This window comes from Actinomycetospora aurantiaca (assembly GCF_037401875.1).
Lineage (GTDB): Bacteria > Actinomycetota > Actinomycetes > Mycobacteriales > Pseudonocardiaceae > Actinomycetospora > Actinomycetospora aurantiaca.
On record NZ_JBBEGN010000027.1, the window covers coordinates 37,073 to 55,147 of the forward strand.

Here is an 18,075-nt window from a genome sequence, read left to right on the forward strand (position 1 = left end):
GCCGTGATTCCGGCGGCGAGGACGGCGACGGACGGTACGGCCGCGGCGCGGCCGAGACCGAGAGCGACGGGGTCGGTGGGTTCCCTGGCGGCGGTCCGGCGGGCACCGCGCCGGGTCGCGGTGATCTCGGTCCACACCTCCCCGCTGGCCCAGCCCGGCACCGGCGATGCGGGCGGCATGAACGTCTACGTCGTGCAGACCGCGAAGGAGATGGCGCGGCGGGGCGTCGAGGTCGAGATCTTCACCCGGCAGACGTCGTCGGACCTGCCGCCGGTCGCGGAGCTCGCCCCCGGGGTGCTGGTGCGCCACGTGGTCGCGGGGCCGTTCGGCGGGCTGGGCAAGGAGGACCTCCCGAGCCAGCTGTGCGCGTTCACGGCCGGGGTGCTGCGCGACGAGGCGGGCCGTGAGCCGGGGTGGTTCGACGTCGTGCACTCGCACTACTGGCTGTCCGGACAGGTCGGGTGGCTCCTGCGCGACCGCTGGGGCGTGCCGCTCGTGCACACCGCGCACACGCTGGCGAAGGTCAAGAACGCCGCGCTGGCCGAGGGCGACACCCCCGAGCCGTTGGGACGGCTGGTCGGCGAGGAGCAGGTGGTGGCCGAGGCCGACCGCCTGGTGGCGTCCACCCCGGCCGAGGCCGAGGCCCTGATCGCCGAGTACCACGCCGACCCCGACCGGGTGCGCACCGTCGCCCCCGGCGTCGACCTCGAGACCTTCACCCCGGGGCGCGACCGGGCCGCGGCGCGCGCGGCCGTCGCGCGGGAGATCGGGACGCCGGTCGGCGACGACGACGTCGTGCTCGCCTTCGTCGGGCGCATCCAGCCGCTCAAGGCCCCCGACGTCCTGCTGCGGGCGGCCGCGGAGATGATCGCCCGCCGTCCGGATCTGCGGTCCCGGTTGCGGGTGCTGGTCGTGGGCGGGCCGTCCGGGTCGGGCGTCACCCAGCCGCGGGTGCTCGTCGACCTCGCCGCGGAACTGGGTATCACCGACGTCGTGAGCTTCCTGCCCCCACGCGCCGGCGCCGCCCTGGCCGAGGTCTACCGCGCGGCCGACGTCGTCGCGGTCCCCAGCCACTCCGAGTCGTTCGGCCTGGTCGCGCTGGAGGCGCAGGCCTGCGGCACGCCGGTGGTCGCGGCGGCGGTCGGCGGGCTGCCGGTGGCGGTCGCCGACGGCCGATCGGGTCTGCTGGTGGACGACCACGCGGCCGCGTCCTGGGCCTCGGCGCTGGAGCAGGCCGCGGTCGACCGGTCGATGCGCGGCCGGCTGGCCGCCGGCGCGATCGAGCACGCCCAGGCGTTCTCCTGGGACCGCACCACCGACGCACTGCTCGCCACATACGCCGAGGCGGCCGCCGTCCGCGTCGCGGCCCCGCAGGGGGTGGCGGTGTGAGCGCGCAGGTGATCGTGGACGCGCTCGCCGAGCGGGAGCTCGACTACCAGCGCCGCGACGAGAACAGCTTCTTCGTGACGTTGCCCGGCACCAAGAAGCTGCAGACCAACTGCTGGCTGGTGCTCACCCCGCACGCGCTGCTGGTCGAGGCGTTCGTGTGCCGGCGCCCGGACGAGAACTTCGAGGGCGTCTACCGCTGGCTGCTGCAGCGCAACGTCCGGCTCTACGGCGTGCACTACTGCCTCGACGACGTGGGCGACATCCACCTCGTCGGGCGGGTCGGGCGGGACGCCGTGACCGACGACGAGCTCGACCGCATCCTCGGGCAGGTGCTCGAGGCCGCGGACGGCGACTTCAACACCCTCATCGAGCTGGGGTTCGCGACGTCGATCCGGCGCGAGTGGGCCTGGCGCGAGTCGCGCGGGGAGTCGCTGGCGAACCTGCGGGCGTTCCAGCACCTGGTGTCCGATTCGTAGGTGATCCTGGGTGCTCTTCGTCGTACCGCTGGGTAGGTTGTGACCCAGCTGACCCAGACCGAGGAGCCGCTGCATGACCGTGCGTAGTCCGTATGCCGACGTCGAGATCCCCGACGTCGGGTTGCCCGAGTTCCTCTTCTCCGACCTCGGCGAGCACGCGGACCGGGTCGCGCTGATCGACGGGCCGTCGGGCCGGACGATGACGTTCGGCGAGGTCGCGACGGCGGTCGACCGTTTCGCCGCCGCCCTCGGCGAGCGGGGCCTGGGCCGCGGGGACGTCATCGCGCTGTTCGCCCCGAACACGCCGTACTACCCGGTCGTCTTCCACGGCGCCCTCGCCGCCGGCGTCGCCGTCTCCACCGTCAACGCCCTCTACACCCCGGACGAGCTGGCCTTCCAGCTCCGGGACTCGGGCGCGAAGATGCTGGTCACCGTCTCGCCGTTCCTCGACCGCGCCCGCGCCGCGCTACGCGAGGAGGGGCTCGCCGTCACCGAGGTCGTGCTGCTCGACGCCGCCCGTGACGACGCGTCGACGCCGCTGCCCGAGAACGCGCTGGCCGACCTGCTGACGACGACGGCCGAGAAGCCCTCGGTGCAGATCTCCGGCGACGACGTGGCCGCGCTGCCGTACTCGTCGGGCACGACCGGTCGGGCGAAGGGCGTCGTGCTGACGCACCGCAACCTCGTCGCGAACCTCGTGCAGTTCGCGGAGATCCAGAAGACGACCAGCGAGTCGAAGATCCTCGCGGTGCTGCCGTTCTTCCACATCTACGGCATGACCGTGATGATGAACAACGGCATCTACACCCGGGCGGCCGTGGTGACGATGCCGAAGTTCGACCTCGCGGAGTTCCTGCGGATCGTCTCCGAGCACCGGGTCGACCGGATCTACATCGCCCCGCCGATCGCGGTGGCCCTGGCGAAGCACCCGATGGTGGAGCAGTACGACATCGACTGCGTCGAGGTCGTCTTCTCCGGTGCTGCCGCGCTCGACGCCGACCTCGGGCACAAGGTCGCGAAGCGGCTCAACTGCACCGTCTTCCAGGGCTACGGGATGACCGAGCTCTCGCCGGTCAGCCACGCCATGCCCGAGGAGCGGCCCGACATGGACCTCTCCTCGATCGGCGTCGCGCTGCCGAACATCGAGTGCAAGCTCGTCGACCCGGAGACCGGGGAGGAGGGCTCGCGCGGCGAGCTGTGGGTCAAGGGCCCGAACGTGATGCGCGAGTACCTCAACAACGCCGAGGCCACCGCGTCGACGCTGGACGACGACGGCTACCTGCACACCGGTGACGTCGCGACGGTGACCGACGAGGGCGTCTTCTACATCGTCGACCGGGTCAAGGAGCTCATCAAGTACAAGGGCTACCAGGTGCCGCCGGCCGAGCTGGAGGCGCTGCTGCTGACCAACGACGGCATCGCCGACGCCGCCGTGATCGGGGTCAAGGACGACGAGGGCGAGGAGATCCCGAAGGCGTTCGTCGTGCTGCAGCAGAACGCGTCGCTCTCGGCCGACGACGTCATGTCCTTCGTCGCCGACCGGATCGCCCCGCACAAGAAGGTCCGGCGCGTGGAGTTCATCGACCAGATCCCGAAGTCGGGCTCCGGCAAGATCCTGCGCAAGGACCTCCGGGCGCGCGAGAACGCCGGCTAGGCAGGTCCCCGACGACGGGCGATGCCCATCTGAGTAGGGGAGACGTCCCGGGCCCGACGCGACACCGTTGTGACGCGTCGTGGCTCGGGACGGCTCGTCGGCGTGTCGCGCGGGACAGATGGAGCACGGTGGGTCACGCCTCCGGGTCGAGGAGGGCGGAGATGCGGGCGTTGAAGGTGTCCCGCTGGCCGTCGAGGCACTTCGCGTAGACCGACAGCAGGACAGCGACCGTGTGGCCCGCTCGCTCGGCCACCTCGGTCGGCGGGACGCCCGCGTTGAGCCAGGACGACAGCGCCGCGTGGCGGAGGTCGTAGGGCCGCGACGCCATCGGTGACGCCGCCTGCGACGGGGTCAGGCCGATCTCGCGGGCCTGCTTCCAGACGCGCGTGTAGACCGCCGTCGGTACCGGCCCTCCCGTGAGCGTGGCGGGGAAGAGTCGGCCGTCGGCGGCCGTGCCGTAGGTGTCGAGGTGGGCCCGCAGGATCGCGACGAGGGCGGGCGGGATCGGGACGCGTCGGACGTCTTCGCGGCGGCGGCGCTTGAGCGGGCGGTGGGTGTGGTCGCGCACGCCGTCCGCGAAGTGCCGGCCGCTGACGTCGGTGAGTGAACCGGACAGCAGCAGCTCGCCCCACCCGGTGGCGGGGAGCTTGGCGTCGGTGTCGCGGAGCTGCTGGGCCTCGCCGGGCCGCAGACCGCCGTAGTAGAGGCAGGCGAAGAACGCGTAGAGCCGGCGACCCCGCTCGCGCTCGTGGCTCTTGCGGGCGCCGACGTAGGTCGCGGCCGCGAGGAGCTGCCGGGCCTGCGCCGGATTCACGACCACACGGGGGTCGACGCCCTCGCTCTTCCGCCCGGTCCCGGCGCGCCGGCCGGTGACGGGGTTGGTGGCCAGGACGCCGGTGTCAACGGCGTAGCCGGCCACCCGGTGCAGGACGGCGCGGCGCTTGTCCCAGGTGCTCGAGGTGACCGGGCGGCCATCGGCGGCAGTGCCCAGGGCGTGGAGCAGCGCGCCGAGCGCGAGGGAGTCGGCGAGGTCGGTCACGGGGCGGGACGCCCGGTGCAGCCAGGCGGCGGCCGTGCGCTCCTCGGGCGTCAGCGTCTCCTCGCGGCGCGGGGGCGGGAGCAGCCGCGTCGTCAGGAGCCGTTGCAGCTCGACCGGCGTGGGCGGGTGGTCGAGGTCGCGGACGAAGGCCGGGACGATCGCACCGAGGTTCACCACCGCGGCCCGGCGGGTGTTCGGCGGCGCCGACGACCAGACGTGGTCGACGTAGGCCACGGCCAGTTCGAGCAGCGTGTTCACGCCCCGCTTGCGGATCGTCGTGGCCGGAAGTCCGGTCGCGACGTCGAACGCCTCCCCGGACCGGGCCGCGCGCACCAGCTCCGAGCGGAACGACTCCGCGAGCGCCTTCGTCGTGTACGACTCGGAGTGCTCCTTGCCCGCCGTCACCCAGCGGACGCCCCAAGGACGACGACGGCCCTCGGTCCTACGCAGCTTCCAGAACTGGACCTGGAACGTCGTCTCGTCGCTCATGCCGCGTCGCGGAGCGCTTCGAGCCAGTCGAGCAGGTCCCCGCGCCGGACGCGGAGCTGTCCGTTCGGGAGCCGGAAGCACGGCGGCGCGACCCGACGCTCCCGCCACTCGTAGAACGTGTGCTTCGACAGCCCACCCAGCTCTTCGAGGACCTGGCGCACGTTCAGCAGCTCGTCGCGGTTGATCTTCGGCGAGTTCGCGGTCATGGCTCAGTCCTCCACGAAGTGACGGCCGATGTGGCCGAGGTCGTTGTGCGCGGCGGCGAGCTGGTCGTGCAGCGCGTCGGCGAGGTGGCGGGAGTCGTCGAGGTGGTCCATCGCGAACCCGAAGGTGCGGACGACCGGGACGCCGGGCCGGTCGTCGTAGTGCGCGGCGAAGTCCGCGCGCCGGGCGGAGCGGCGGAGGTGGTCGAGGAGTTGGGGGAGCCGGGCGACCAGCTCCCGAAGGTTGCCGACGACGACGGCGGCTGATGGTCCGTCGAGCGGGTCGTCGTGGGTGGCGTGGTTGGCCGCGCGGAGCTGCTCGGCGGCCTGCTCGACGTGCTCGGCGATCGTGTTCACCGCTGGACCTCCTCGTCGGGAACGGTGGCGGCGCGGTCAGCGGCGCTGCCGAGTTGGCGGGCGAACTCGGCGGTGCTGCTCGTGACCGCCGGTCCGAGGGCGGGTACGGCGGCGAAGAGCAGGCAGACGGTGACGACCCCGAATACGACGGCGGGGCCGGCCTTGTGGCTCTTGGCCAGCAGCGCGGTGACGAGTCCGGATATGAGGACCAGGGCGACGAGGTTCATGCCGCCCGCCCCTCGGTGTCCTCGCGGCGGCCGTGGCGGGTGATGCGGTCGCAGTAGGCGCCGTAGCCGCCGAGGTAGGGAGCGCGGAGACGGACGCAGTCCTGGCCGGGGGCGGACAGGTACGCGATCCCGGGCTCGGTGTTGGCGTGCTCAGGGCCGAGGCGGCGGGCGTCGTCGCCGTGCAGCATCGCGAGCGACTCGGCGGGGACGCGGAAGGAGAGCCGGACGGCGAACTGGTCGCGGGCGTAGCCACCGCCAACGGCGTTGGCCTCGAAGCGTTGGGCGAGCATCAGGACCCGGAACGCGGCCTTGCGCCCCTCGGACAGGAGGCGCAGGACGGCAGAGGTGATGCGCTCGGCGAGCTTGCGGTCCTTGGCCTGGGCGGCTCGGAGCAGGCCGGGGAACTCCTCCAGGACCACGAGCACCAGCGGCGTCTGGACCGTCGGGGCGATGTTGTCGATGCGGGGCGGCATGGTGTCGAGGCGGTCGTCCATCCAACCCACGAGCCGGTCGAGGTGCGCGGCGTGCGCGGTGAGGTCCTTGGAGCCGGTGACCTGGTGGGCGCGGTGGGCGGTGCCGTCCCAGGCGCGGCCGAGCAGGAGCCCGGTGATGTCCGAGCCGGAGATGAGGACGTCTGCGGCGGCGGCGAGCTGGGCGAGTAGCCCGTAGGAGAGCTGGGACTTGCCGGACCCGTTCTGGCCCTGCACCGCGATGTGCCCCGGGGAGGCCAGTGCGTGCTCGACGAGGGCGCCGTCCTCGCGGCGGCCGAGCAGGATCGGAGCATCGGCCCGCCCCACCACGTCGTGCGGAAGGGCGAAGGTCGAGGCGAGGGGGTCGACCTCGAACAGCACGACTCGAACCCACCGGCCGCCGAGCGGGGCGACGCGCAGCCCGGCGAAGCCGAGAGAGTGGGCGAGACGCAGGGCGTGAGCCTCCACGTCGGCGGGTTCGCCGCCGGGCATCAGCTCCACGGTGAACGACGTCCCCGCCGGCCCGACCCGCAGCCCGCCGAAGCGCGGGGTGCGGACGGTCATCCCCGCGGCATTGTCGACGTACTGGCACAGCCCGACCCCGGCGCACGCTTCGCGCCACAGTCCGCGCATGTCGGCCTCGAGGAAGCGGTGGGCCTCGAGGCGCTGTTGCTCGGCGACCCGGGCCCGGAGCCGGTTGATCAGACGCCGCGCGCCGCTCGGGCCGCCGGTGTACCAGCGCACCGGCTCCCGCATCGCGGGCGTGTGGTCGGTGGCCATCAGGCGGCCTCCTTGCGCTCCGAGCAGCGCGAACACAGCTCCCCGTCGACGGCGGGCATCGGGAACAGCAGCGCGCACCCGCCACACAACGGCTCGTCGTCGGCGACCGGGTCCGGGACGCCGGCAAGGCGGGCGCGGCGGATCGCGCGCCGGTCGGTGGGGGTGGTGGCCGCCCACAGGCCGTGGTCCTGCCCGGTGTCCAGCGCCCACCGGAGGCAGTCGGTGGCGACGGGACAGCGCCCGCAGATGGGGGCGACGGCGATGCGGTGGCGGGCGACGAGCACGGAGTTGTCGTCGTCTGAGGCGGGGAAGAACAGTTCGGGGTCGGTGTCGCGGCACGCCGCGTCGGTCTGCCAGCCCATGGGTCACGCCGCCTCGGAGTCGGCGGAGCGGCGGCCGGTGCGCTGCGGCCCGGCGGGGCGCACGGTGTCGGCGGTGAAGGAGACGTCGACGCCCTTGCCCTGCCGCGACCCGCGGACCTTGATCCGCAACCCGACCAGCTCCACCGGCGAGTACGGCGGGAGGTCGGGGACCTCGTGGGAGGCGAACCGGACCCCGAACAGCTCCGGGCGCCCGTCCCGTCCGAGCGGGAGCATCACGTCGATGACCTGGAACGGGGCGCCGGTGGCCTCGTCGAGCTCCGGGGTGGTACCCGGGCGGCGGCCCTGGGCGGTGTCCTCCCAGGCCATCACTGGCGCGACGTGCCCGGTGGTCACGGCGTTGATCGCGGTGGAGTCGAGCGGGGCGTCGACCTGGAACAGGTTCGTCACGGTGTCCTCCTGACACTGACCTAGCCAGCTTGGCTAGCCATGTACAGAGTGACACAGCATGGCTAGCCATGTCTACGAGATGGCTGACCTGCCTAGGCAACAATGGGGTCACGGCCATACGCTGGGGAAATGACCGACCTGGAGGGCCTGGACCCGAACGACCCGCGCCCGCCCTACCAGCAGGTCGCGAACGCGCTGCGGGCCTCGATCCTCACCCGCATCCTCAGCCCGGGGGAGAAGCTGCCTTCAGGGGCGGAGCTGGCCAAGCGCTACGGCGTGGCCCGGATGACCGTGCAGCAGGCGATCCGGCTGCTGCGCGACGAGGGCCTGGTCGTGTCCCGGCAGGGCTCCGGGGTGTTCGTGCGCCAGCGCGCCGAGCGACCCGTCGGATTGCGGCCGCACCTGGAGCGGGCGTTCAACGAGTCAGTGGTGACCGTCGACTTCGCTGGGTTCTCCGGGGAGACCCTCCACGGCGCGATCTCCGAGCCGCTCGACCAGATCCGGGCCGGGCGGCTACGCCCCGACTCGATCCGGGTCCGGCTGATCGTCCCCGACCCCACGAGGCCGTGGGCACTCCCCGCGCAGGTGGACGACCTGGAAGACAGTCCGGCGTTCCGCAAGCGCGCCACCGGGATCATGTCCCGGCACACCCTCGCCGTCGTGGACCAGGTCAACGAGCTGCGCGAACTCGGCCTCGTCCCCGACGCGGTCGCCGAGGTCCGGGTGATGCCCTCGGTGCCGATGTTCAAGGTCTACGTCCTCAACGGCGCCGAGGTGTTCTTCGGCTACTACCCCGTCGTCGAGCACGAGGTCACGTTGGCCGGCGAGCCCACCAAGATGTGGGACCTCATGGGCAAGGACACCGTCCTGATGAGCCACACCCTCGACACCGACCCCGAGTCGATGAACTCCCACCAGGTCCGCCAGGCCATCCTGTGGTTCGAGTCGGTGTGGGACACCGTCGCCCGCCCCTACGAGGCCGCGACGTGACCCGCACCCTCGCCGAGGTCATGGCCCCGGTCCGTCATGTCCTGCTCGACTTCGACGGCCCCGTCTGCAGCGTCTTCGGCGAACTCCCCGCAGCAGTGGTCGCCCGCCGGCTCGCCGAGGCCATCGACGCGAGGCTGCCCGACGAGGCCATCGGCACCGACCCCCTCGCCCTGCTCACCGTGTTCGCCGAACGGGGCCGAGACACCCTCGTCGCAGCCGAGGCCAAGCTGACCGAGCTGGAGATCGAGGCCGTGCGTACTGCCCCCATCACTCCTGGCGCAGTCGAGGCCCTAGAGGCGTTCCGCACTACCGGGCGCACCGTCACCATCGTCAGCAACAACTCCCAGGCCGCCGTCGAGGCCTTCCTCGTCGACCGCGGCTTGCAGCACCTCGTCACCGGGGTGTGCTCCCGCCAACACCCCGAGCCAGAGCTACTTAAGCCCAACCCATTCCTCCTTCGCCGCGCCATCGTCGAACGCGGGGCCTCGGTCCATGAGTGCGTAATGATTGGCGACAGCTTGGGTGACATCCAGGCTGCTGGAGCTCAACTGGTGCCAGCCATCTTCTTAGCAAACAGGCCGAGCAAGTTGCGATCTTTCCTCGGCGGAGAGATCGATACACGGAGCCATATTAATTCGATGTTTGAGGTCGTCCAGCTTCCGTTGGAGAACCGGGCCCGGCCGGCACAAGAGCCAGACTTTCGATGAGCTTAAGCACTGACAAGGGCAGGTGTTCGACGCAGTCACGGACTGCGATACTCACTACCTCCCTCTTCGTCTGTCCTTTGAATCGTTTAAGTTCCTCGAACGTTTCAACATATCGTTTCTCTATCTCGTGCCCGTTGCCATCAATAAACTTCTTTGGAATTTCGAGCGAGAAGCCGCCTGTATAGGTAGTGGCGACGCGCTCGGCATCGGAGTATCCGCTTCCGAGAGCGTTGGAAACACTGTCAACAACCAGCTGTGCCTGCTCAGGGTCTAGCGAGAAGTGGCGCGCGTTCTCCGCGAGGCCCAAATCTTCAGGCTTACGAAAATTAAGGGCGAGCAGCAGGGTCCCGACTAGGAGTGGATCGAGGATGTGATTCTCAAGGGAGTAGCGCTCGGAGCTGTAGACGATTCCGTCTGGCGCCCCTTGCCTCTTATCGCGATCAACAATACCGACGACGCGATCGTTCCCATTAGTTCTAAATGCTTGTACAAGCCTAATCACCTCGACGCTAGACCCGGCGTTCTCGCTCCCGAGACCGGAGGGCACGAAGGTCAGAGAGAAGGGACTACTTAAACGGTTCCTGATTCTCCGATAGACTGCTTCATAGCACGTAGCGTCGCTCTCGGCTTCGGTCAAGACTGTTAACCGATTCTCTTGACGGATGCTGAGGGTAGGAAGGCCGACAGTGAGGCTTGCCAACGCTCGGTCTCTCCCTACCGAGACCATGCGCGGGACGGCGTACTTCTGCATTAGGTATAGCGACTGCTCCGGTGCGAGCGCAACGGTCGTTGGGGAGTGTGTAGTCATGATTACATTGACTGAGTGTCTACGAACAAAAACTCCGTCGATGACGGACAGCAGAGACTGAATCATTTCCGGATGGAGGCTCGCATCAGCCTCATCAAGCAAGAGCGTTTCAGGCATTCGTAGCTCGGCTGTGTCGGATTGACCTGTGTAGAGGGCTAGTGCGACGCTCAATAAGGTGCGTTCTCCCGTGGATAACTCCTCCACGGGAACCTCAAGTCCGCTTCCCCGGTCACGAAGCTTGGGCTGGTACGGAACATTCTCCGGTATTCCGGCAGGCTCCCTGAATTCGTAATGCAAGCCAATGCGTTCGAGGGTATCGTTCATCAATTCCCACGGCGGCGGACCGTACTTCGCGGCGAACTCTTCGTCGTTCAGAAAGGGAGTCGGATCGTTGTAGCGATGATTACGGTATTCGTACTGACGATGCTGCTCACGGCGCGCATAGTAGGTGCCGAAGACGGTAGACAGAGATGCTTTAAACGGGTCAAGCTCTTCAAAGTTGAGGGGAAGTGCTTCCCGGATATCGTCGAATTCAAACTCGTGAAGAAATCCATCCCTATAGTCGAGGAGCTCGAGCAACGCTGCCTCACTTACAAGCCGGCTCTGCTTTAAATTTTGGATGACAAACGCTTCGCGCTGCTCAGGCTGCAGGCCAGGGTTCTGCTCAGCCCAAGAGCGAATCTGTGTTGCGATATTGGCCCAGCGCTCGGCATGATTCTTCGGTGTGTCTTGGGCGGGAGGGTCTGCCATCAACTCGGAGAGGCGAAAGGTGCGCACGCCAACATGAGGCGGCTTGCTTGCCCCGACGATGGTGATCGCACCTTGCTCCAGGGCGGACAGCAAGTGCGACTTCCCCGAACCATTGACGCCGGTGAGAACTACGAATGATCCAACGTCTTCAGAAGTGGGAACACTCACTATCGACTTATAGCGGTGGACGAACTCAAACTGCACTTTTTGTCAACCCCTATCTCGTATCCTCTAGCAACTGACGAGTGGGACAGCATCAAAGGTGAGTCAGGGCGATCCCTTCATTGCATGTTACTGAAGGCGACGCTGCATCTCCGACAGGCACGGCAACGCGACTATTCGAGCGCGTGCGTTCTTGATTGTCAAGCCGTCGGACGAGCGAACCTAGCCGCCGAACAAGAGTCGAAAGAGTGCAGCGGCACCTGCAATGGAAACCCCTATCAAAATGGGAATCGCAACGTCGCGACGAAATCGAGATAACACACTCCGCCAGCGTCGGAGGGACCGCCCCGGAGTGTCTGGTATTTCAATATCAAGTGGTTCTGCAGGGCGATCGCGCGAGTGAATTCCTATCAGAGCCTGAACGCATCCCTCGGTCGCTACCTCAAGTCGGGTAGTCGGCTTCGCGAGAGACCATTCAAGCAGCCTAACAAGCCGAGTCCAGGGTTCCTCGAGTCCGTCCCTGCGGGGGAGGCCAGCCGTCTGGGCAAAGCCACGGCACAGCGAGGTGCTTTCCCGCTTCAGCTCTCCTCTTAGGTTTCCGACCGCTAACGAGTACGAGCCGAGACTTCCCGCCTTGAATCGCATGTCGAAGTCAGCCTCCCGCACTTTAGAAAGCTTCTCAAGAATCTGATAGATCTGACCCGATGTTCGTAAGTGCGCACTCTCCATGCTCTTGAAAAGTCGTAGAATGAATAACTGGTACAACCCGATAGCGAAAACTGAATACAGTAGCGCGTGGAACAAGTAGCCGAGCGCAACAAAAAGATCTGGCTGCTCTTCGTTTGGCAGGCCTGAAAGCGAGAGAGAAGGAAAGCTGGTTCTGAGTAGCCCAGCTATATCGTCGATTATTGGTGGCCTGGCCGGCGGTGCAACGCTGTGTAGGTAGAGTGTCGCGAGGGCCAGATAGGCAGTAAAGGATACGAACAAATACCGCTTTTGATTGTATCGAGCAAATTCGAGCGCATCAATTTCTATTCGAGATGGAGTGCGCGCTATGATCTTGACTGTACGTTCAAAGCGTCTGACTCTCCGACTCTTGCGGCGCACGCTCCCCCTTGTCAGGCTTCGGCTCCCTAATTAGAGTCGAGGAACTCCGGTCGCAGCCATCCTCTAGTTGCATTATTGGGCACGTGGCGTCTCGTAGTCTAGTCCGTAGGGGACTTTCGACTGTTGCGATAGCCAGCACATGGCCCGGTCTAGGCCATCCGCTTCGGCGACAGCCAACAGTTCTGCTGCATTACCCGCCTGTAGCAGCCAGCGCCAGCCCCTCGGCGAAACCGCGACGCGAGCCTCGGCGTCTTGCTCGTCGTCGGCGATCTCTTCGTCGGTGGCCTCGCGCCCGAGGCCGGCGACGGCGCGGAGGTCGCGGGTTCCAGTGGACCACGTGAGTTGGCGGCGGCCGTCGGAGGCGGTCTCCCACTCCCACCAGCGGTAGACCGCGGTCTCTTCGTAGGTCTCGACGGCGTCGACGAGTAGCTGCATCGGGGTCCGTCCGCCGTGGCGCCGGGCTTCCTTGCGGTGCCCGCTCGTGACCTCATGGGCCATCTTGGTGAAGTAGTCCGCCAGGTCCCCGTCCCCGAGCTGCGCGCGGCGCAGGTCCCACCCGTGCTCCTCCGAGGCGGAGAACCCACGCCGCAGCAGCGCGCGGTTCCAGCGGCCGAAGATGCGCGGCCCGAGCGCGGCAGCGGCCAAGTCGGCGGAGACCTGCTCGCGGAAGCAGAGCAACACATGGACATGCACGTGCCACCCGTTGACGCCGTGGGTGACCTCCACTGCGCGGGCCCAGCCCAGCAGCCCACCGAAGAGCTGCACGTCGGCCTGCCACGACGACCCGGAGGTGACCGCGGACCACGCGTACCCGAGAACGTCCCAGCAGCCGGCCTTCTCCTCGAGGAACGCGGCGTGGGTGTCCTTGGCGGCCTGGACCTGGTCGGCGGTGACGTGGTCCCAGCCGTTGGCGTGGGCTAGCTTGAGGTCGCGGTGCTCCTCGGCGAGCCGGTCAGCGGTCCGGCGCTCGTCGCGGGACATCCCGAGACGGTCCGCGCGGGTGTGGCGCATCGTCAGGGTCAGCAGGAACGCCGACCCGCCCAGCTCGTCGACGGCGCGCATCACGGTCGCGAGATCGTCAGCGCGGCGGGTGGCGATCTTCGCCGCGCACACCGGGCAGGACCAGACCGAGCCGCACGTCTTCAGCCCGCCGTAGGCCGCGGTGCGGGTCCCGTCCGGGTTCGTGATCACCCCGAGGGTGACCCCGGAGTCGGGGTTCATGGCGTGCCCGCAATACCGGACCCGCTTGAGGCTGCTGATCCGACGCACCTGCGCCCGACGAGCCCACCGGTTCGCGCGCCGCTCCTGCGCTCCTGACACCTGCTCCGGGGTGCGCGGCTGGCACGACTCCCGACGACGCCGCCTGGGCGTGGTGGGTGCGGGTCGAAGAGTTGTTGCCCCTTTACCGAGAGCGGGCCGGGTCACCGGGCACCGCCAGCCGTGAGCGGGGCCGGCGCTGACGCGCCAGGGGTGCCCGGCCCCTGCGGGCCGGGCACGCCACCCCTCCTGTCTTCGACCCGGGGCGCGCGCCCAGCCCGGGGGCCCGGCACCCACGCGACGACAGCACCAAGCAGCGCGACGACAGCGAGCACCAGGACCACGAGCCCAGCTCGAGCACAGGGCACAGCGCCCACGAGCCCGTGACGCGGCGTAGGGCGGCTCAGGGCCGCGCGGCCACGACGGGAGCAGTAGAACCGGCTGCGCCGGGCTGCCGTGTCGGCGGCGGCCGAGTTTGCCCGGCCGTCCCTCACCAGCAAGGGCCGCAAACCATCTTCCCCGCCAGCAGACGACGACCCGGCGGCTACGGGGGAGGGGCGGTGAAGATCGTTTGCTTCCTCCCTTGCTGGTGAGCCTCCGACGGCCGAACGGGCCGCAGGCGCGGTGGAGCCGGGGACGGCCCCACCCACAGCGCCCGCCGCCGACACGGCACACCACCGGAGGCCCCCATGCCCAACCTCGCCGCCCTCCTCGACACCTGGCAGCAGTGGAACGCCCACCACGTCATGACCGACGTCCCCGGGCACGAAGCAGGGGAGCCGGCCGTCAGCGCCCTCGACGCCCTCCGGGACAGCCGGGAGCTCGTCGAACTGCTCACCGGCTGGCAGTGGCAGGCCGCCTACGCCGCCCGCCGCGACGGGAGCAGCTGGGAACAGATCGCCGCCACCACGGGCACCACCGTCGAGCAGGCCCGCGCCGACTACGCCGCCGTGCTCGACCGCCAGGAGCAGGTCCTCGGCCGCGACGTCAGCACCCACCGCGAGGTGCTGTGACGCTCGGTGACTGGGGCCACGTGTAGTGCTCCGGTGGGGACGGGGACCATGAATCTTCCGGTCCACACGTCGTGCCGGCCCATTGCCGACATGGTCGATCGTGACCGCGAGGGAGCTTTGCGTGCCCCAACCCGTGACTCTGACTGGCCTCCTGTCTCTGCTGACCCCGGAGCGGGCAGAGCGGTTCGAGGCCGAACGGCGAGAGGAGATCGCTCTCCACACGAGAGCTGACCGCCTCGTCGTGAAGGGCTGTGCCGATGAGGAGGGCCAGGTCCTGGCTCCCGCCGTCGAAGCATGGCTGCACGAGCACCTCAACGGCTCGTCTTCCGAGGGGGCAAGCGCGGTCGAGTAGCCCTCTCCTCGAGTCGGGTTGATGCTGGTGGAGCCGAGAACTAGACACCGTGCGAAGTGCTTGTACGGTTTCGGTCGAGGGTCGACCACACGGCCTGCTCTGCCGGCCCGAGTCGGACTCGGCTCGTTCCCGGCGCCTTCCAGCATCAGGAGGCAGGCGAGTCCATGCAGGACGCGGAGGACGAACAGCTGGTCAAGGCACTGCGCCGGGCCGCCGAGCATCTCACCGACAACCGCAGCATCCGCGACCTGGAGACCACGGTCGACAAGCTGATGCACGCCGCGGTGGCGACCATCCCCGGCGTGGTCGGCGGTGGTATCTCGCGCACGGAAGAGAACACGGTTCGCTCCACGCACGCCACCGACGACCACATCTTCGAGCTCGACCAGCTCCAGTCCGAACTCGGCCAGGGACCCTGCATCACCGCCGCCGACGACCCGCCGCTGGCCGGGGTCGTGACCGCCAACGACCTGGCGGGTGCCGACGCGAGTCGCTGGCCGGCGTTCGCCCCACGCTGCGTCGAGGCGGGATTCCGGTCGCTGATGTCGGTGCAGCTGTCCCTGCAGGGTCGCCGTCGTTCGGCGCTCAACCTCTACGGCCACGACCCCGACATCTTCGACGCCTCGGCCGAGCTGACGGGCGGCCTGTTCGGCATCCAGGCGGCGACGCTGCTCCACGGCGCCGAGCACGCCAGCTACCTCGGACAGGCGCTGGAGAGCCGCGACAAGATCGGGCAGGCCAAGGGCATTCTCATGGAACGCTTCACCGTCGACGACGACGAGGCCTTCCAGATGCTCGTCGGCTCCTCGCAGGACACCAACATCAAGCTCGTCGACGTCGCCCACTGGCTCGTCGAGGAAGCACGCGAACGACGCGGGAACGGTGGTCCACGCAGCGACCGCCGCTGACCTCCGAGCGCCCGTCCCGCTGTGACTCGTCGCCGGCGGTCAGGTAGGGCGTAAGGACCTCCGGGCCCGCGAGGCGACGTCCTGGCAGCAATCACGACGGCGGCCGATTCGTGCTTGACCCTGGACCCGGCTCCAGGTTCTAGCGTCTGCTCATGACGGACGCGGGCCCGCTCACCATCTCCGACCTGGCGGCGCGCACCGGCCTGCGCCCGGACACCGTGCGCTACTACGAGCGCGTCGGGCTGATGCCGCCACCGGCCCGCACCAGCGGGGACCATCGTCGGTACGACGCCCTCGCCGTCGACCGGGTGCAGTTCATCCGGGGCGCTCAGCGGCTGGGACTGCGGCTGGCGGACATCCGGAACCTGCTCGCGGTGCGCGACACCGGCGAGTGCCCCTGCGAGCCTGCTGAGCCGCTCCTGCGCAGCCGGGTCGCGGAGATCGACGCCGAGATGGAGCGGCTGGCCCGGCTGCGGGCCGACCTCGTCGCGATGGCGGACCAGCTGCCGAGCGCGACCTGCCCGGACCCGGTGCCCGGCACCTGGTGCCCACCCGACCATCGGCTCACCGAGGGGAGGTGTGACGCATGCTCGATCTGACCGCCTGTCCCTGCTGCGAGGACCCGACCTGTGACTGCAGCTCGTGCGACTGCTGCTGACACCCCGGCTCGTGCCCGCCGCCGTGCGCGGCGGCGGGCACGTCTCGTGACTCAAGGTGGCGTCGCGTACGCCGACGGAAGTGGTGGCCGGCCAGGACTTCCCGTCGGTCACCGCTGTCCGTCACGCTGGGTGCGTCCGACCACGTCCACGGGAGGCTGCGATGGCCGCGACCACGCTGACGGGTGACAAGGCGACGTGCGCCCGCTCCCTGGCCCTGATGGCGACCGGGACCGTCGAGGAGATGGCCGAGGTGTACCGGGCCGACGCCACGAACCGCGAGGCCAAGGACGAACCGGAGGCCACCCGCGGGACCGGACCCGAGGCGACCCACGCCACCGCCCTCTGGCTGCGCGAGGCCTACTCCGACCTGCACTGGGAGGTCCACGACGCGGTGCAGGAGGGCGAGCTCGTCGTCCTGCACACGACCATGAGCGGGCGCCAGACCGGGCCGTTCACGGTGTACGACGAGGACGCCGCGGTGAAGGTGGTCTTCCCGCCCCGCGGACGGTCGTTCGCGGTGACGCAGACCCACTGGTTCCGCATGCGGGAGGGTCTGATCGCCGAGCACTGGGCCAACCGCGACGACCAGGGCCAGGGCGAGCAGCTCGGCTGGACCCCGCCGAGCCCGGTCTACCTCGTGCAGATGCTCCTCGCGCGGCGGCGGGCGCGCGCTACCGAGGCTGCGGCGCCGCACCGCTGACCCGCCGCACCACCAGCTCCGGCGTCGGGTCGGGGCGGCCGGGGACCGCGCGGTCGGGGAAGTCGAAGACGGCCAGGATCAGCAGCATCGGGTAGTCCGGGGACTGGACCGAGCGGCGGACGACGTGGTCGTCGACCAGGAAGTCGACGCCGTCGGCCCGCCAGTCCACGGCGTACCAGTGGAACTCCGCGACGTCGACGCGGTGCGGGTCGGCCGAGAACTCCTCGACCAGGGCGGGATCGCGGAACGGATGGAGGCCGGTGGCGAGCACCGCGGTGTCCTCGCCGATCGCGTCGCCGAACACCTCGACCAGGCAGATCTCGCCGCAGCGCTCCGGGCGGTCCTCCATGCCGATCATCCACGCCGAGAACATCGAGCGCGGCCCCAGCGTCGCGCGGCACTCGACCTCGATCCGCCCGAGGTGCGGCACGAAGCCGCGGACCTCCGGCTGTTCCTCGCGCACGAGCAGGCCCTCCCGGAACGGCTGCTGTCCGTCGGTGCTGCCCACGGGGCCGGACCGGTTGCCGGACTGCACGGCCGAGACGCGCAGGGGCGGCTCGTGCAGGTCCGGGCACCAGACCGGGTGGTCGTCCGGGATCGTCAGGTGCAGCCCGTCGTCGGTCAGGGCGTAGGTGGCCGCCGCGGCCGCGCGCGAGCTCCACGCGGGCAGGTAGGCGGGCGTCCAGACCGCGGTGTCGAGGCCGGGGCCGTCGAAGGTCTCGTCGAACGTCGTGCCCATGCCGCGCAGCGTAGGGCGGGCCACCGACACCCTCCCCGAGCCGGAACGAACGACTCGTTCGTGCAGGTA

General features: G+C 69.2%; 19 protein-coding genes. 9 read left to right on the forward strand and 10 right to left on the reverse strand.

Annotation, left to right across the window (positions count from 1 at the left end; translation table 11 throughout):
* Nucleotides 1-75: 75 nt before the first annotated feature.
* The 3 genes from mshA to WCD74_RS28545 all read left to right on the forward strand — a co-directional run bounded on the left by mshA (nt 76) and on the right by WCD74_RS28545 (nt 3,519).
* Entirely contained in the window at nt 76-1,389 is a 1,314-nt protein-coding gene (gene mshA / locus WCD74_RS28535) for a D-inositol-3-phosphate glycosyltransferase (RefSeq protein ID WP_337698310.1), read from the forward strand.
* On the forward strand, nt 1,386-1,865 hold the full coding sequence (locus WCD74_RS28540; RefSeq protein ID WP_337698311.1) for a type III secretion system chaperone family protein: 480 nt from the start codon (nt 1,386-1,388) through the stop codon (nt 1,863-1,865). Before mshA ends, WCD74_RS28540 begins: the two co-directional genes overlap by 4 nt.
* A gap of 73 nt (nt 1,866-1,938) precedes the next feature.
* On the forward strand, nt 1,939-3,519 hold the full coding sequence (locus WCD74_RS28545; protein ID WP_337698312.1) for an AMP-binding protein: 1,581 nt from the start codon (nt 1,939-1,941) through the stop codon (nt 3,517-3,519).
* Nucleotides 3,520-3,652: 133 nt separating this feature from the next.
* Here WCD74_RS28545 and WCD74_RS28550 read toward each other — a convergent pair whose 3' ends face one another.
* Genes WCD74_RS28550 through WCD74_RS28580 form a run of 7 tightly spaced genes read right to left on the reverse strand, consistent with a single transcriptional unit; the run spans nt 3,653 to nt 7,854 of the window.
* On the reverse strand, nt 3,653-5,047 hold the full coding sequence (locus WCD74_RS28550; protein WP_337698313.1) for a site-specific integrase: 1,395 nt from the start codon (nt 5,045-5,047) through the stop codon (nt 3,653-3,655).
* Entirely contained in the window at nt 5,044-5,253 is a 210-nt protein-coding gene (locus WCD74_RS28555; protein ID WP_337698314.1) for a helix-turn-helix transcriptional regulator, read from the reverse strand. Before WCD74_RS28555 ends, WCD74_RS28550 begins: the two co-directional genes overlap by 4 nt.
* A 3-nt stretch (nt 5,254-5,256) precedes the next feature.
* Nucleotides 5,257-5,607, reverse strand: a complete 351-nt coding sequence (locus WCD74_RS28560) for a hypothetical protein (protein WP_337698315.1) — start codon at nt 5,605-5,607, stop codon at nt 5,257-5,259.
* Nucleotides 5,604-5,834 (reverse strand): hypothetical protein, encoded by a 231-nt coding sequence (locus WCD74_RS28565; protein ID WP_337698316.1) that lies wholly within the window; start codon nt 5,832-5,834, stop codon nt 5,604-5,606. The genes WCD74_RS28560 and WCD74_RS28565 overlap by 4 nt, the downstream gene beginning before the upstream one ends.
* The gene (locus WCD74_RS28570; RefSeq protein ID WP_337698317.1) at nt 5,831-7,084 is read right to left on the reverse strand and encodes a hypothetical protein; all 1,254 of its coding nucleotides are present in this window, start codon (nt 7,082-7,084) and stop codon (nt 5,831-5,833) included. Before WCD74_RS28570 ends, WCD74_RS28565 begins: the two co-directional genes overlap by 4 nt.
* Nucleotides 7,084-7,446, reverse strand: a complete 363-nt coding sequence (locus WCD74_RS30015) for a WhiB family transcriptional regulator (protein WP_373696148.1) — start codon at nt 7,444-7,446, stop codon at nt 7,084-7,086. Before WCD74_RS30015 ends, WCD74_RS28570 begins: the two co-directional genes overlap by 1 nt.
* A gap of 3 nt (nt 7,447-7,449) precedes the next feature.
* Nucleotides 7,450-7,854: a hypothetical protein gene (locus tag WCD74_RS28580; protein WP_337698318.1), complete on the reverse strand. Its 405-nt coding sequence runs from the start codon at nt 7,852-7,854 to the stop codon at nt 7,450-7,452.
* A gap of 129 nt (nt 7,855-7,983) precedes the next feature.
* Here WCD74_RS28580 and WCD74_RS28585 point away from each other — a divergent pair, with 129 nt between their 5' ends.
* The gene (locus tag WCD74_RS28585) at nt 7,984-8,844 is read left to right on the forward strand and encodes a GntR family transcriptional regulator (protein ID WP_337698320.1); all 861 of its coding nucleotides are present in this window, start codon (nt 7,984-7,986) and stop codon (nt 8,842-8,844) included.
* Complete coding sequence (locus WCD74_RS28590) at nt 8,841-9,551, forward strand: HAD family hydrolase (RefSeq protein WP_337698321.1); 711 nt, start codon at nt 8,841-8,843, stop codon at nt 9,549-9,551. The genes WCD74_RS28585 and WCD74_RS28590 overlap by 4 nt, the downstream gene beginning before the upstream one ends.
* Here the strand turns inward: WCD74_RS28590 and WCD74_RS28595 are convergent.
* Together WCD74_RS28595 and WCD74_RS28600 are read right to left on the reverse strand one after the other, a co-directional pair.
* Nucleotides 9,475-11,313 carry an AAA family ATPase gene (locus WCD74_RS28595; protein WP_337698322.1) on the reverse strand — a complete coding sequence of 613 codons (1,839 nt, stop codon included), beginning with the start codon at nt 11,311-11,313 and terminating at the stop codon, nt 9,475-9,477. The two genes, WCD74_RS28590 and WCD74_RS28595, sit on opposite strands and share 77 nt — an antisense overlap.
* Nucleotides 11,314-12,450: 1,137 nt before the next feature.
* Entirely contained in the window at nt 12,451-13,569 is a 1,119-nt protein-coding gene (locus tag WCD74_RS28600) for a rep family protein (RefSeq protein ID WP_337698323.1), read from the reverse strand.
* A gap of 755 nt (nt 13,570-14,324) precedes the next feature.
* On the opposite strand from WCD74_RS28600, the gene WCD74_RS28605 reads away from it, so the two are divergent.
* From WCD74_RS28605 to WCD74_RS28620, 4 genes are all read left to right on the forward strand, one after another.
* Nucleotides 14,325-14,648 carry a hypothetical protein gene (locus WCD74_RS28605; RefSeq protein ID WP_337698324.1) on the forward strand — a complete coding sequence of 108 codons (324 nt, stop codon included), beginning with the start codon at nt 14,325-14,327 and terminating at the stop codon, nt 14,646-14,648.
* Between the two features lie 516 nt (nt 14,649-15,164).
* Nucleotides 15,165-15,908 (forward strand): GAF and ANTAR domain-containing protein, encoded by a 744-nt coding sequence (locus WCD74_RS28610; RefSeq protein WP_337698325.1) that lies wholly within the window; start codon nt 15,165-15,167, stop codon nt 15,906-15,908.
* Nucleotides 15,909-16,060: 152 nt separating this feature from the next.
* Nucleotides 16,061-16,507, forward strand: a complete 447-nt coding sequence (locus tag WCD74_RS28615) for a MerR family DNA-binding protein (RefSeq protein ID WP_337698326.1) — start codon at nt 16,061-16,063, stop codon at nt 16,505-16,507.
* Nucleotides 16,508-16,727: 220 nt separating this feature from the next.
* The gene (locus tag WCD74_RS28620) at nt 16,728-17,267 is read left to right on the forward strand and encodes an ester cyclase (RefSeq protein WP_337698327.1); all 540 of its coding nucleotides are present in this window, start codon (nt 16,728-16,730) and stop codon (nt 17,265-17,267) included.
* On the opposite strand, the gene WCD74_RS28625 is transcribed toward WCD74_RS28620, so the two are convergent.
* Nucleotides 17,239-18,006: a glycoside hydrolase family 16 protein gene (locus tag WCD74_RS28625; protein ID WP_337698328.1), complete on the reverse strand. Its 768-nt coding sequence runs from the start codon at nt 18,004-18,006 to the stop codon at nt 17,239-17,241. The two genes, WCD74_RS28620 and WCD74_RS28625, sit on opposite strands and share 29 nt — an antisense overlap.
* Between the last annotated feature and the right edge of the window lie 69 nt (nt 18,007-18,075).